This is a genomic window from Altibacter sp. HG106 (assembly GCF_028561755.1).
In the GTDB taxonomy this organism is placed as follows: Bacteria; Bacteroidota; Bacteroidia; order Flavobacteriales; family Flavobacteriaceae; genus DFVG01.
The window spans coordinates 188,875-202,289 of record NZ_JAQQTD010000004.1; the positions used below are offsets into that span (position 1 = coordinate 188,875).

At 44.3% G+C, this 13,415-nt stretch carries 14 protein-coding genes; 9 read left to right on the top strand and 5 right to left on the bottom strand.

From position 1 onward, the window contains the following. The first annotated feature begins 35 nt into the window (after positions 1–35). Positions 36–2,021 (top strand): carboxypeptidase-like regulatory domain-containing protein, encoded by a 1,986-nt coding sequence (locus tag PO830_RS08150; protein ID WP_272853050.1) that lies wholly within the window; start codon positions 36–38, stop codon positions 2,019–2,021. Here PO830_RS08150 and PO830_RS08155 read toward each other — a convergent pair. Both PO830_RS08155 and PO830_RS08160 read right to left on the bottom strand, forming a co-directional pair. Further along, complete coding sequence (locus tag PO830_RS08155; RefSeq protein ID WP_336375868.1) at positions 2,001–2,747, bottom strand: lysophospholipid acyltransferase family protein; 747 nt, start codon at positions 2,745–2,747, stop codon at positions 2,001–2,003. The two genes, PO830_RS08150 and PO830_RS08155, sit on opposite strands and share 21 nt — an antisense overlap. Before the next feature lie 68 nt (positions 2,748–2,815). After that, complete coding sequence (locus PO830_RS08160; RefSeq protein WP_272853051.1) at positions 2,816–3,226, bottom strand: BrxA/BrxB family bacilliredoxin; 411 nt, start codon at positions 3,224–3,226, stop codon at positions 2,816–2,818. Between the two features lie 196 nt (positions 3,227–3,422). Between PO830_RS08160 and PO830_RS08165 the strand changes: the two genes are divergently transcribed. From PO830_RS08165 to PO830_RS08200, 8 genes are all read left to right on the top strand, one after another. Continuing rightward, positions 3,423–4,172, top strand: a complete 750-nt coding sequence (locus PO830_RS08165) for a TerB family tellurite resistance protein (RefSeq protein ID WP_272853052.1) — start codon at positions 3,423–3,425, stop codon at positions 4,170–4,172. A 98-nt stretch (positions 4,173–4,270) separates the two neighbouring features. Next, positions 4,271–4,933: a metal-dependent transcriptional regulator gene (locus PO830_RS08170; protein ID WP_272853053.1), complete on the top strand. Its 663-nt coding sequence runs from the start codon at positions 4,271–4,273 to the stop codon at positions 4,931–4,933. Then, on the top strand, positions 4,930–5,724 hold the full coding sequence (locus tag PO830_RS08175) for a transporter (protein WP_272853054.1): 795 nt from the start codon (positions 4,930–4,932) through the stop codon (positions 5,722–5,724). Before PO830_RS08170 ends, PO830_RS08175 begins: the two co-directional genes overlap by 4 nt. A gap of 4 nt (positions 5,725–5,728) precedes the next feature. Continuing rightward, positions 5,729–6,637 (top strand): metal ABC transporter solute-binding protein, Zn/Mn family, encoded by a 909-nt coding sequence (locus tag PO830_RS08180; RefSeq protein WP_272853055.1) that lies wholly within the window; start codon positions 5,729–5,731, stop codon positions 6,635–6,637. Continuing rightward, positions 6,637–7,374, top strand: a complete 738-nt coding sequence (locus PO830_RS08185) for a metal ABC transporter ATP-binding protein (protein WP_272853264.1) — start codon at positions 6,637–6,639, stop codon at positions 7,372–7,374. Before PO830_RS08180 ends, PO830_RS08185 begins: the two co-directional genes overlap by 1 nt. Then, on the top strand, positions 7,374–8,507 hold the full coding sequence (locus tag PO830_RS08190) for a metal ABC transporter permease (RefSeq protein WP_272853056.1): 1,134 nt from the start codon (positions 7,374–7,376) through the stop codon (positions 8,505–8,507). Before PO830_RS08185 ends, PO830_RS08190 begins: the two co-directional genes overlap by 1 nt. Further along, entirely contained in the window at positions 8,488–9,648 is a 1,161-nt protein-coding gene (locus PO830_RS08195; RefSeq protein ID WP_272853057.1) for a metal ABC transporter permease, read from the top strand. The genes PO830_RS08190 and PO830_RS08195 overlap by 20 nt, the downstream gene beginning before the upstream one ends. Before the next feature lie 29 nt (positions 9,649–9,677). Continuing rightward, on the top strand, positions 9,678–10,085 hold the full coding sequence (locus PO830_RS08200; protein ID WP_272853058.1) for a hypothetical protein: 408 nt from the start codon (positions 9,678–9,680) through the stop codon (positions 10,083–10,085). Between the two features lie 173 nt (positions 10,086–10,258). Here PO830_RS08200 and feoB read toward each other — a convergent pair whose 3' ends face one another. From feoB to PO830_RS08215, 3 genes are all read right to left on the bottom strand, one after another. Further along, positions 10,259–12,358, bottom strand: coding sequence for a ferrous iron transport protein B (feoB, locus tag PO830_RS08205; RefSeq protein WP_272853059.1), 2,100 nt, complete (start codon positions 12,356–12,358; stop codon positions 10,259–10,261). Positions 12,359–12,361: 3 nt separating this feature from the next. Beyond that, positions 12,362–12,586, bottom strand: coding sequence for a FeoA family protein (locus PO830_RS08210; protein ID WP_442870068.1), 225 nt, complete (start codon positions 12,584–12,586; stop codon positions 12,362–12,364). 83 nt (positions 12,587–12,669) lie between these two features. Next, a complete protein-coding gene (locus PO830_RS08215; protein ID WP_272853060.1) occupies positions 12,670–13,335 on the bottom strand; it encodes an SCO family protein in 666 nt (221 codons plus the stop codon). Positions 13,336–13,415: the final 80 nt, after the last annotated feature.

Below are 13,415 nucleotides of genomic sequence, written 5' to 3' on the forward strand. Positions count from 1 at the left end.
ATTCGTTACCTTATAGTGTTGTAAATGAATTTGCTATGAAAATATTTTTAACTACTCTTGTTTGTTTTTTCACCTTTATGGTGAGTCCAATGTTGGCGCAAGACAACGCGCTTATTTTTGAAATGCAACTTATTAATGAAGCCACCCAGCAACCCATCCCTTATGCAAATGTTCGGGTGCTGGATGAGAACATTGGCGATGTTACTGATGCCAATGGCCTCTTCGAGTTAGTGCTTCCTCCCGACGTCTTAAAAGATGACACACTTATTGAACTTACAGCCCTAGGATATGCTCCTCGTGTGGTTCGCAACGATTTTATACTTCGACTATTAAAAGAAGAGAAAAACTTTTTACTCATGGAGCCGGTCAGTACTGCTCTTAGTGCGCCACCAGCGATCAAAGAGCTTTCGGAGGATACTACAACTTACGTTCAAGGTACAGTGCAAACCAAATCGGGGCCACTTCAGGGGGCTTCAGTACGAGTAAAGGGGAGTTTAAAAGAGGTTATGACCAACGTGGATGGCACTTTCAGAATCGCGGCCGATAGCACCGATGTGTTGCTGATTTCTCACTTCGGAATGACCCCTACGGAAGTTTCCGCTGAAAATTCTAATAATCTAAGCATCACGCTTGAATCGGATGGCCAACTCTTAAATGAAGTGGTGGTCGCCGGGCGAAAGATTGAAACTGCCTACGGCGAAAAAAATGTGGATGCGGTGGGCTATGCGGCTTCAGAAATCACCTCTGAAGATATTGGCGCTCAATACCAATCGTTAGACCAACTATTGGTGCGTTTAACCGGAATACAATATTCGGGGGTTCCCGGAAACAGAGTCTATTATTTTATTCGAAGTGTGAATTCGTCCATTACCAGAAATGTCCTTCCGGTAATCGTAATTGATAATCAAATTTACCAGCAAGGAACAAACGTTGCCTTGCCTTTTGTAAATGTTCAGAATATTGATCGAATTACCGCACTGCCCTCTCTGGCGGCTTCTGTAAAATACGGTACGCTGGGAAGCGGCGGTGCCATCATCATTAATACCAAATCGATGATCAAGGATGACGAGACCATTAACGCGAGTGGAAAGCGCTCTATGTTGGTACAAGGGAATGATTTCAACGAGCGTTTAGCATTGTACCGACCCACCTCGCCATTTGGTACTGCCTCAAACTTCGAAGAAGCAAGATCTGCTTTTGAGACAGCCCGTACTAACACAATAGATGCCGGCTATTATATTGAAAGCGCGCTGTATATGAGTCGGTGGGACATAGATTATGCTAATAATATCTTATATGATTTGGCGGAAGAAGGACCGAATAACGTCCGTCTCCTACGTACGATTGCTTATGCCTTCGAAGCGAATCAACAAGAGAAGCTGGCGACGAACTTCTTTCAACGTATTTTAGTTCTTGCTCCTAATTCAATACAATCGTATCGTGATTTGGCGAATAACTACAAGGAAACGGGGGAGATTTCAAAGGCGTACGGACTGTATAAACAAATGCTCGTTAATGAGACGGAGGGTCTTGATTTTGAGCCCTTAGAAGATATAGTGAAACATGAAATTCAACAATTGGTTGCCTTTCACCGTTCAGAAATTCCATTTCAGGAATTACCCAACGATCTGTTGTCGGCTACGTTCAAAAAGGATGTTCGAATTTTGATGTCCTATAACGATCCGCAGGCCGAATTCGACCTACAATTCGTAGATCCAGCCAAGAAATACTTTATTTGGAAGCATGATCGTTTTGCCGCAGAGGACCGAATCAGAAAGGAATTGGCTGCTGGATATGCGATGGAAGAATTTATTATTGACGATGCTCCGGTAGGCGCTTGGCGCGTTAATTTGAGACAAGCGGGTTCGCTGCCCGAGAACCAGGTCCCAGTCTACGTGAAATATACTTTCTATAAGAACTTCGGAACGCCTACCGAGAAGAAAACAGTCAAGTTGGTACCGCTATCTGCCTTTGATGCACGAATGACGTTAGCAAGCTTTCTAAACGGAAATGACACCTGATACCACTGTTTTTTCGAGGGTATCTATAAGGGTGTCCGGATCGTAATTGGCGACCGCCAGTGCCGGATGGAAGACGAAGGTAAGTTTTGTGCCCAAAGGCAACGGAAACATCCCTTTTTCCTGTAATTTCCAGGAGCCACTGATACTTACCGGTAACACATAGGCTTCAGGAGCGTGCTCGAACAGTGTTTTTAGCCCTTTTCGCTTGAATGGTTTTGGAATACCCGTCCGACTTCGGGTTCCTTCTGGAAAGATTACGACGCTTCGGTTATGTTCTTGAATATAGCCACCCATCTTTGCGATCTGTTGCATGGCCTGTTCAGGGTTTTTGCGATCAATAAGTACACTTCCGCCGTATTTCAAATTATAGGAGATGGTGGGAATCTTTTTTCCCAGTTCAATTTTGGAAATAAATTTGGGATGGTATTTCCGAAGAAACCAAATAAGCGGCGGAATGTCCCACATACTTTGATGATTACTCACAATAATAATGGGTACGTTGTTCGGGATGCTGGTTCGTGGATGTACCTCATAGTAGGTTCCCAGTAGCTGTAGACATCGTAACACCAATACGTTAAAAAGATCGACGCTTCTCTTATGGGCGAGATATCCAAACAGTCGCAAGCAAATACGTTGTACAGGGTCAAACAACAATAGCAACAGCCCGAAAACTATATAAAATAGTACCGATAAGCTATAGCTCAGGATGTTTCGAATGAGTTTCATACAACTAAAAACCGTTGTAAAGCTAGGCAAAACAACGGTTTATAACTAATTATTGAGGAAGATCGAACTTAACAGTATTCGTTATACGCTCCTACAAGATTCTCTGCAATCATCTCTGCCGGACGACCTTCGATGTGATGACGCTCTAGCATGTGCACCAATTCACCATCTTTAAATAAGGCCATAGACGGCGAGCTGGGTGGAAACGGCACCATTTGAGAGCGTGCCGCATCGGTTGCTTCACGATCTACACCGGCGAAAACTGTTACCAAATGATCTGGTTTTTTGGCATTTTGTAACGAGATACGTGCGCCCGGACGTGCGTTGGCCGCTGCACAACCGCATACCGAGTTCACTACGACCAGGGTGGTTCCTGACTTCTGTAGTGCTTCTTCCACATCGCTCTCTGTAAATAATTCGGTAAAGCCAATAGAGGTGAGGTCTTCACGCATAGGTTTTACAAGTTCTGCTGGGTACATATAGTTTGTTTTTAAAGTTGTAACAATACAGGTGCAAAGATAACTAATTTAGTCGGTTAGCCAGCGTTTTCCATAGATGTGGTTGATGCTTTCATAAGCAAGCGACATTTGTTAATCTCCAAGGCGCTTGCTACCGACTTGCGTATAGAATAATGTATCTTTGCGCCTGTTTTTATAATGTGAAAGAATTCTTGTTATGATTCGATGGATTGCTGCCATCCTTGGATATACTTTTTTTCGATTTCCCGGAGCCATCCTAGGGTTTCTCATCGGAACGCTTTTAGATAGCACCTTGTCCCGTTCCAATACAAAGGGAGGCGGCTATGAACGTATGTTTCGAACAGAAAGCGCTGGCGATCGTGTGAGTCCGGCCGACTTCGAATTGAACCTTCTTTCACTGGCATCTTTGGTGATCAAGGCCGATGGTACCGTCAATCAACGAGAACTTGATTACGTGCGCCAGTACTTTGTACAGGCCTACGGAAGAGAACGTGCCAACGCTACCTTTCGTGTGTTTAATGAGGTGATCAAAAAACGCCAGGTGTCCGCCCAGCATATTTGTGCGTTGCTTCGGAATAGAATGCGCTACGAATCCAGACTCCAAGTGCTGCATTTTTTGTTTAGCATTGCGAATGCCGACGGAACGGTAAGTACTCCGGAAGTAAATATGATTCAGCAAATTGCTGGTTTTTTGCAGGTGCAAGGGCGAGATTTTGAGAGTATTAAGGCGATGTTCTTCAAAAACCCGGATAGCGCTTACAAAATTTTAGAAGTAGCTCCAGAGGCCTCCAATAATGAGATCAAGGCGGCCTATCGCACCATGGTAAAAAAATACCACCCCGACAAGCTCCAGCATATGGATGAAGCCTATCAAAAAGGAGCTCAGGAGAAATTTCAGAAAGTACAGGAAGCGTACGAACAACTGCAGGCGGAACGAGGATTCTAAGCACAGTTTTTCACCTATACGGTAGCCTATATCTATAAAATTAGACTAGTCTAAAAATATTTAGACTATAGTTCCAAATTTATATTTACCTTTACCCTATGTTTACACATGCAGAGGAGAATTATCTCAAGGCTATTTTTCACCTGGAACAGGAGACTCAGGGAGAAGTTAGTACCAATGCCATTGCCGAACAAATGGAAACCAAGCCCTCGTCGGTGACCGATATGGTTCAGAAATTGGCCGATAAAGAATTGCTTTCGTACAAAAAGTACAAAGGGGCCTTACTTACTCAGACAGGGCGTAAAAAAGCAGCTGATGTAATCCGAAAGCACCGACTATGGGAGGTGTTTCTGGTTGATAAGCTAAATTTTCATTGGGACGAAGTACATCCTATTGCCGAGCAACTAGAACATATTCAATCGGCAGAACTCATCGAGCGCCTCGATCGCTTTTTAGGCTCCCCTGATTTTGATCCTCATGGAGACCCTATTCCCGATCAGCACGGAAATATAAAGCGTACCGAGAAAAAATTGCTTTCGGAATTACAAAAAGGTCAGCGTGGAGTATGTGTTGGCGTTAAAGAATCCAGCAGTGATTTCTTACAATACCTGGATCGAAAAAAAATCACTATTGGAACTAAGATTCACGTCCTTGGGAAAGAATTTTTCGATGGGTCGATGATTCTTCGTGTTCGAGACCAACAATTCTTTATCTCAAAAAAAACCTCTGAAAACCTCTTTGTTCAAATTCAAGAATCATGATGAATAAAAAATACTTACTAAGCGGCCTACTGCTTTGCGCCATTTTTAGCCTAACGGCACAAGAACAGGATAGTTCTATACCCGAACTAATTACCGACAGACCCGATGCCACCGAAGCGGCCTCTGTAGTGCCCAAAGGATACTTGCAAATTGAAACGGGTGGATTTTATACTACCTATGAAGAAAATGGGTGGGAAGAAGAAGTGTTCGGATACAATACTACCCTGCTGCGATACGGGTTGTTATCTCGATTAGAGCTTCGGCTGGGGTGGAACTTTGAAGAAGTGCGCACCACGGTGAACGGAGTTGAACTTCCTGACGTACAAAGTGGATTGTCTCCCTTGCTAGCTGGGGTGAAAATTGCTGTAACCGAAGAACAAGGCCCTCTTCCGGAAATTGGGTTTATTGGTCATTTGTTTCTGCCCTTTTCCGCAAGTTCAGATTACCGACCCGAAACGACGGGAGCCGACTTTCGTTTTTCTCTGGCTCATACGCTTTCAGAAAGATCAAGTCTTGGGTATAATATCGGTGCGCAATGGGGCAACGACTCCTCTGAAATCGCTTATATCTACACCCTGGCTTACGGATACGCAATTACGAATAGATTTGGTTTTTATGCCGAAGTGTATGGAAACTTTCCCGAAGACAATAAAGCACAGCATCTCTGGGATGCAGGGATCACCTATCTTTTACTGAATAACCTTCAACTGGATGCCACGGTAGGCACTTCCTTTACAGAAGGACAAGATCTCCTGCTAAGTGCCGGGGCTAGTTATCGAATTCCAAATTAATATGATGAAAAGACTTCTCTTTATACTAATTGCCTGTGTACTATTTGGGTGTAAACACTCCAAAGAAACCAATGAAACGCTTCAAGTGGTTACCACTACCACCATGATTACCGATGTGGTTAAACATATTGGAGGTGACCATATTGAAGTGCAAGGTCTGATGGGCGCAGGAGTCGATCCGCACCTCTACAAAGCGAGTGAAGGGGATGTGTCAAAACTCTATAATGCCGATGTTATCTTTTACAACGGCCTTCATCTGGAAGGAAAATTGGTGGAAGTGTTCGAAAAGATGGAACAGCAAAATAAAACCCAGGTGGCCCTCGCCGAAAAGCTTGATAAAAGCGGACTTATAGGGTCTGAATACTTCGCTTCCAGTTATGATCCTCATGTTTGGTTCAATATTTCCTACTTTAAAACATTCGCTTCGGAAGTTGCGCGCACCTTATCTGCTGCGAAACCTGAATTTGCCGATTCCTTCGAAACCAATAAAAACAACTATCTGGAACAGCTTGACGAATTGGAAGCCGAATTGCGCGCGACCATAGATAATTTGCCTCCAGACGACAGAATTCTTGTGACCGCCCACGATGCGTTTAATTATTTCGGTCAGGCTTTCGGGTTTGAAGTAGTAGGGTTACAAGGGTTATCCACAGCCACCGAAGCCGGTGTGCAAGATGTGCAGCGGCTGGCTGATTTTATCATTCTTCACGAAGTGAAAGCCATTTTCGTGGAAAGTTCGGTGCCAAGAAGAACTATCGAAGCCTTGCAGCAAGCCGTCAATGCAAAAGATCACGAGGTGGTTATTGGAGGTTCTCTTTACAGTGATGCCTTGGGAAATCCCGGAACCGAAGAAGGAACCTATATAGGAATGTTTAAATACAATGTCACAACCATTGTTAACGCTCTTAAATGATGGAATCACAACCTGCCATACAAATTGATGACCTTACCGTCGCCTACAACTACAAACCGGTGCTTTGGGATATCGACGTAACGGTTCCTGAAGGAGTACTTATGGCAATCGTAGGCCCTAACGGCGCCGGAAAATCGACGCTTATCAAGGCGATTCTAGGCATTATTGATCCTATAGCGGGTAGTGTGCGTGTCTTCGGAAAGCCTTATAAGGAACAACGAAGATTGGTGGGATATGTTCCTCAAAAAGGGAGTGTAGACTGGGATTTTCCAACCACTGCACTCGATGTGGTAATGATGGGTACCTACGGCCAATTGGGCTGGATAAAACGGCCAGGGAGCAAACAAAAAAAATCGGCTTTAGAAGCCCTGGAGAAAGTAGGTATGTTGCCTTTCAAGAACCGCCAAATTAGTCAGTTGAGTGGCGGACAGCAACAACGGGTATTCTTGGCGAGAGCCTTAGTACAGGATGCGACGGTCTATTTGATGGATGAACCCTTTCAAGGAGTCGATGCCACCACCGAAATTGCGATCATCAACATTCTTAAAGAACTTAGAAAACGTGGCAAGACGGTCGTTGTAGTACACCATGACCTTCAAACCGTGCCTGAATATTTCGATTGGGTGACCTTCTTAAATGTGAAGAAAATCGCCACCGGTCCTGTCAAAGATATTTTTAATGACGATAACTTAACCAAGACCTATGGAATCAATTACAAAGTAGCCATCAACAACTAATGTCTCTATTCGACTATTTCGATCAAGTCTTTTCCGACTATACCCTGCGCACTATCACTTTAGGCACCGCGGTGTTAGGGGCTGCCTGCGGAATGTTGGGTAGTTTTGCCGTGCTTCGGAAGCAGAGCCTGCTAGGGGATGCGATCTCTCACGCAGCCCTTCCTGGAATTGCCCTGGCCTTCTTGATTACGGGCACCAAAGACACCAACCTCTTATTGATGGGTGCGTTGATCAGCGGACTCATAGGAACGTTCTGGATTCGGGGCATCATTAAGAAAACCCACCTAAAGACCGATACCGCGCTAGGGCTCATTTTATCCTTGTTTTTCGGCTTCGGAATGCTGCTGCTTACCTTTATTCAGAAGCAACCCAACGCCAACCAAGCGGGACTGGATAAATACTTGTTTGGACAGGCTGCGACCCTGGTGGAAAGCGATGTGACTTTAATGATCTTCGTAACCCTGATGTGTGCTCTGGTGTTACTCTTATTCTGGAAAGAATTCAAAATCTTATTGTTCGATGCCGATTTTACAAAAACGCTGGGGTTCAATACGCGATTTATAGATATCCTTATCACTTTTTTTATAGTCCTGGCGATTGTATTGGGATTACAGACGGTTGGAGTGGTTCTTATGAGCGCGCTGTTGCTGGCTCCAGCAGCTGCGGCTCGCCAATGGACCAACCGCTTGAGCAGTATGATATTGCTTGCCGCGCTGTTTGGTGCATTTTCAGGGGTTTTTGGCACGGCCATCAGCGCTTCGCAGAACAATCTTTCCACGGGGCCGGTGATCGTGCTAGTGGCAGCCGTATTCGTGTTAATTTCGTTTGTATTTTCTCCGGGACGCGGACTCCTATTTCGGGAACTTCGATTTCGGCAAAATCGAAGAGACCTACAATTAAAGAAAACCCTCCAGCTAATGCATAGCATAGCGAAAACGCACGATGATATATCGCACCCTCACGCCATTCGTATATTGAATAATTTCCAGGGGTTCACGAAACGGTCCTTACAGAAGATGGAAGAAAAACAATGGATCACCTTACAACAACACCATTGGTCGCTTACCGAAAAAGGCTATTTCGCCGCAGAGAACATGTTTAACGAAACAACCCATGACGAATCCACAAATTGAAATACAAGTAATTGCTGCTGTAGTCGCTATAGCGTGTGCGATTCCCGGTGTTTTTCTGGTACTTCGGAAAATGGCGCTCATAAGCGACGCCATTAGTCATTCTATTTTACCAGGATTGGTGTTAGGCTTTTTCTTGACCCACGATTTGAATTCGCCTATCCTGATTCTTCTGGCAGCGATCACCGGAGTGATTACCGTGATACTTGTGGAAGCAATTCAGCGTACGGGACTCGTGAAGGAAGATACCGCCATTGGACTGGTATTTCCTGCCCTTTTCAGCATTGGTGTGATCCTGATTGCAAAGAACGCGAACGACGTACACCTTGATGTAGATGCTGTATTACTAGGAGAATTGGCTTTTGCGCCATTTGATCGGTTGTTGATAAGTGGAATAGATCTTGGCCCAAAATCCCTTTGGATCATGGGGGTGATCCTCCTCATCACGATTACGCTTGTGATCCTATTTTTCAAAGAATTGAAAATTAGCACTTTTGATGCGGGGCTGTCTGCTTCCTTAGGAATTTCTCCTTTAGTGATGCACTACGGATTGATGTCCGTTTCTTCCGTAACAGTAGTAGGGGCTTTTGATGCCGTAGGCGCTATTTTGGTTGTCGCCTTGATGATCGCACCTGCCGCCGCCGCCTATTTACTTACCAGCGACCTGAAGAAAATGTTGTGGTTAGCCATCGGGTTTGGTGTTTTTTCAGCCCTGTTAGGCTATTGGGTTGCGCATTGGTTGGATGCTTCGATTTCCGGATCGATGACCACTGTATTAGGTCTGGTTTTTTTATTCGTGTACCTGTTCGCGCCACAGAAAGGATGGATCGCTGTCTTGTATCGCCAAAAGCAACAGCGAACCGAAGTATCGTTACTTACCTTCTTATTACATTTGAACAATCATTCCGAAGAAAATGAACGACATATCAATCACTTACAGGAACACATCAATTGGCAACGCGTACGTTCTAAAACCGTGCTTGACCTGGCCTTAAAGAACAATATGATCACCATTTCAAACGAGATCGTATCCCTTACGACCAAGGGAAAACAATTTACAGAACTCGCTTTGGAATATATTTTGACGAATAAAGATGAAAAGATTGAGCCCATGAAGGATGATTTCTTTTTATTTAGAGGATAAGAATCGTTGAACCAACAAACATAATAGACATGAAAACCATATTGCTTTCCGCCTTTTTGCTATTATCTGGGTGGGTGTCGGCCCAGCAAGGACCTATCGAGGTTCCTGAAATTGCCATCAAAATACCGTTGGGGAATACAACTACCATACAAGGAATCTCTTTGACCTTTCTAGAGGTTCTGGAAGATTCTCGATGCCCTGAAGATGTTACTTGTGTTTGGGCAGGAAGGGCACGAGTTTTAGTGAGGGTTCAAGAAGGTGAGAATCCTTCGGAAACGAAAGAATTGATATTTGGAGCCCTCCAAGGAGACGAATCCCGGGATCTTACACTGTTCTCTAAAGAAAATCTTACGGTAATGGGGTTGCAACTACTTCCTTACCCTAAAACCAAATCAGCATCCTTAGCCTATGTGCTTCTGGTGAAAAAGCAACTCTAATAGTCTAGTGACAACCGCAGTCGGTTTTTCCACATTTTGTACCCAAACCGTCCACGCTTTTGGTTCGTTTTTGCTGTCCTTCCACAAGGGGACTCCAGACGAATTTTTTTAGAATAAATCCGACGGCAAGAAGAAATGTTATGAGAACTAAAACGGTTTGCATAAGGGTAAAGTTACTTTAAAAATTGATAGGCGGCAAGCGCTACGATATAGGCAATCGCACTCATGGCAAATAATTGCCAAAGTGGCCATTTCCAACTGTTGGTTTCCCGTCGAACGATGGCCAGTGTACTCATACACTGCATGGCAAAAGCATAGAACAGCAACAACGAGATGCCGCTCGCGAAATTAAAAATAGGAGTTCCCAACACGGGATTCACTTCAGCGGCCATGCGGTTTCTAATGGTTTCTTCCTCTTCACTGCCTACACTGTAAATAGTCGCTAAAGTTCCTACAAAAACTTCTCTTGCGGCAAAGGAGCTTACAATCGCAATACCTATTTTCCAATCATATCCTAAGGGACGCACTGCGGGCTCAATAAATTTTCCCATATGGCCAACATAACTGTTTTCCAGTTTAAAAGAAGCAATTTTGGTCTCTAGTTCTGTTTCGGAAAGTTGTTGCCCTACCGTTTGCTGAGCAATAATTTCTTCGGCTCGATTAAAATCGCCAGGACCATACGAGGCGAGTACCCATAGAATGATAGAAATAGCCAAAATGATCTTTCCGGCTCCCCAAACAAATGATTTTGTTTTTTCCACCACAGTGATCATCACATTCTTAAGTATAGGCACCTTATAGTTGGGCATTTCGATCACGAAAAACGACTTGCTACGGATTTTCAGCACTTTGTCTAGCAGCCAGGCTGAGAAAATGGCCGCGCCAAAACCGAGTAAGTATAAGAACATCAAGGTGAGCCCCTGAAGGCTAAAGATTCCAAGTACTCGTTGCTCCGGGATCACCAGGGCAATGATAATGAGGTATACCGGCAGCCGTGCCGAGCAGGTGGTAAATGGTGTTACCAGGATCGTGATGAGACGCTCCTTCCAGCTTTCGATATTACGAGTTGCCATAATGGCCGGAATAGCACATGCGGTACCCGACACTAAGGGTACCACACTCTTTCCGCTGAGTCCGAACCGACGCATGCTGCGATCCATTAAAAAAACCACGCGGCTCATATAGCCTGTTTCTTCCAGGATGGAGATAAACAAGAACAGAAAAGCGATCTGCGGAATGAAAATTACGATTCCTCCCAATCCGGGGATAATTCCCTCTGCAATAAGATTCGTAAAATCGCCTGGAGGCATGATGGCTTTGGTCCACTCGCTAAAGGCAGCAAAGGTGCTGTCAATAAAATCCATGGGGTAGCTACTCCAGTCGAATATGGCTTGAAAAATAAGTAATAATATTCCGAAGAAAATTATATACCCCCAGATGCGGTGCGTGAGAATGCGATCCATCCTGCTGCGGAAGTCTTTGGCGTTCTCGGTGTCAATCGCAAGTGTTTCCTTCAGGACTTCATTGATAAACTGGTATCTGGCAATGGTCTCTTTTTGCTGAAGCCGTTTTAAATTGGAGGTGCTTTCCGTTTGAAACGTGGCGATCCCTTTCAGGGCGCCCCGCTCTAAGACACCAAAATTAACATCCTGAGTAATCACCAGCCAAAGCTTGTAAAGATCTTGGTCTGGAAACGCTTTTTCAAGACGGTTGAAATATTCGGGAGCGATGCTTGAGGCATTTACGCAGGGTTTTACCGAAAGGGAAGCGTATTGTGTAATGTATTGCTTCAGCGTTTCAAAACCTTCATTTTTTCGAGAGCTGATGAGCGCGATCTTTGTTTCGAGCTTCTCTTCAAGTTGTTCAATATCTAAAGAAATCGCTTTGCGCTTCATCCGATCAGCCATATTGATGGCTAATATGGTGGGAATTCCCAAATCTTTGATCTGGGTAAAAAGTAGGAGGTTACGCTTCAGGTTTTCTACATCGGCCACGACAATGGCAACATCTGGAAAATCCTTATCGTTTTTATTCAGCAATAATTCAATAACAACATTCTCATCCAGTGAAGAAGCATTCAAGCTATAGGTTCCGGGAAGATCTAGGATATGAGCTTTGAGTCCGCGTTCCAACGTACAAACACCTTCCTTTTTTTCGACGGTGATCCCGGGGTAATTCCCCACTTTTTGATTCAGTCCGGTGAGGCGGTTGAAGACCGACGTTTTACCGGTGTTTGGATTTCCTAGAAGCGCTACATTAATCTGTCGACCCATATGCTAGATCAGTTCAATTTCAATAAGCAATGCGGTGGCTTTCCGAATGGCCAAGTGGCTCCCGTTGATGTTGAGGTAAATAGGGTCCTGAAACGGAGCTTGCTGTACCAGAGACACTTCATTTCCAGGCAGACAACCCATTTCCAACAGTTTGAGGGGCACATCTTCCACCGAAAAATGCTTGATGATGGCCCGTTGTCCTCGTCGTAAGCTTGCAAGCGTGTGCATTATTGTTATTTAGATTGAATTTAAACTGTGCAAATGTAACGGAAATACTTGAGCTGAAAAAGGATAAATGTTGCTTTTGCTACCTATTCCTCTTGTTTTAAAATGGCAATATCTTCCAAAAGGGCATCGATGGCTTCTGGGTCGGTTCCATCATAGAAGCCTCGGATACGTTTTTGACGGTCTACCAAGACGAAATTCTCGGTGTGGATGAGGTCGTACTCGCTATAAGGAACGTCTTTTGCCGCTAAATATGACTTACGGGCTAGGTCATAAATTTGTTTTTTATCGCCCGTAACCAGGTTCCACTTCGCGTCATTTACTCCTTTTTTCTGCGCATAGCGTTTGAGCTGTGCCACCGTGTCGATTTCTGGAGTAACTGTATGGGAGAGGAGGAGCACCTCGCTATCGTTTTGAAGTTCTTTTTGAATTTTGGCCATATGGTCTGTCATAATCGGACAAATGGTTTGGCAGGTGGTAAAGAAGAAATCGGCCACATAGATTTTTCCTTCGTAATGAGCTTCGGTGATGGTTTCTCCATTTTGATTGGTTAATGAAAAGGGAGCGATGGTATGATATTTCCGAACGTATTGAACCGTCGAATCGACCAATTCGGTGGCCACATCATCAGGTTGGTAGACCGGAAGCACCTTTTTAGGAGACAAGGCCTGGTACATGACACTAATAATAATGGCTGAAAGTACTAAGAGTACAATTCCGAAGTACTTATACTTAGAAAAGAACTGTAACATATTCAAACTTTGTGCAAAATTACGACGGGAAATATAATTTACTGAGCTGTAACCGTTAAATGTTTTTAGCGACATACCAG

Excerpts from the sequence above, each read along its gene's own strand:
- PO830_RS08175 (WP_272853054.1), top strand. The coding sequence starts at position 4,930 with ATGATGAATAAAAAATACTTACTAAGCGGCCTACTGCTTTGCGCCATT.
- PO830_RS08155 (WP_336375868.1), bottom strand. The coding sequence starts at position 2,747 with ATGAAACTCATTCGAAACATCCTGAGCTATAGCTTATCGGTACTATTT.
- PO830_RS08200 (WP_272853058.1), top strand. The coding sequence starts at position 9,678 with ATGAAAACCATATTGCTTTCCGCCTTTTTGCTATTATCTGGGTGGGTG.
- PO830_RS08170 (WP_272853053.1), top strand. The coding sequence starts at position 4,271 with ATGTTTACACATGCAGAGGAGAATTATCTCAAGGCTATTTTTCACCTG.
- PO830_RS08165 (WP_272853052.1), top strand. The coding sequence starts at position 3,423 with ATGATTCGATGGATTGCTGCCATCCTTGGATATACTTTTTTTCGATTT.
- PO830_RS08160 (WP_272853051.1), bottom strand. The coding sequence starts at position 3,226 with ATGTACCCAGCAGAACTTGTAAAACCTATGCGTGAAGACCTCACCTCT.
- PO830_RS08150 (WP_272853050.1), top strand. The coding sequence starts at position 36 with ATGAAAATATTTTTAACTACTCTTGTTTGTTTTTTCACCTTTATGGTG.
- PO830_RS08210 (WP_442870068.1), bottom strand. The coding sequence starts at position 12,586 with ATGCACACGCTTGCAAGCTTACGACGAGGACAACGGGCCATCATCAAG.
- feoB (WP_272853059.1), bottom strand. The coding sequence starts at position 12,358 with ATGGGTCGACAGATTAATGTAGCGCTTCTAGGAAATCCAAACACCGGT.
- PO830_RS08215 (WP_272853060.1), bottom strand. The coding sequence starts at position 13,335 with ATGTTACAGTTCTTTTCTAAGTATAAGTACTTCGGAATTGTACTCTTA.
- PO830_RS08180 (WP_272853055.1), top strand. The coding sequence starts at position 5,729 with ATGAAAAGACTTCTCTTTATACTAATTGCCTGTGTACTATTTGGGTGT.
- PO830_RS08190 (WP_272853056.1), top strand. The coding sequence starts at position 7,374 with ATGTCTCTATTCGACTATTTCGATCAAGTCTTTTCCGACTATACCCTG.
- PO830_RS08185 (WP_272853264.1), top strand. The coding sequence starts at position 6,637 with ATGGAATCACAACCTGCCATACAAATTGATGACCTTACCGTCGCCTAC.
- PO830_RS08195 (WP_272853057.1), top strand. The coding sequence starts at position 8,488 with ATGACGAATCCACAAATTGAAATACAAGTAATTGCTGCTGTAGTCGCT.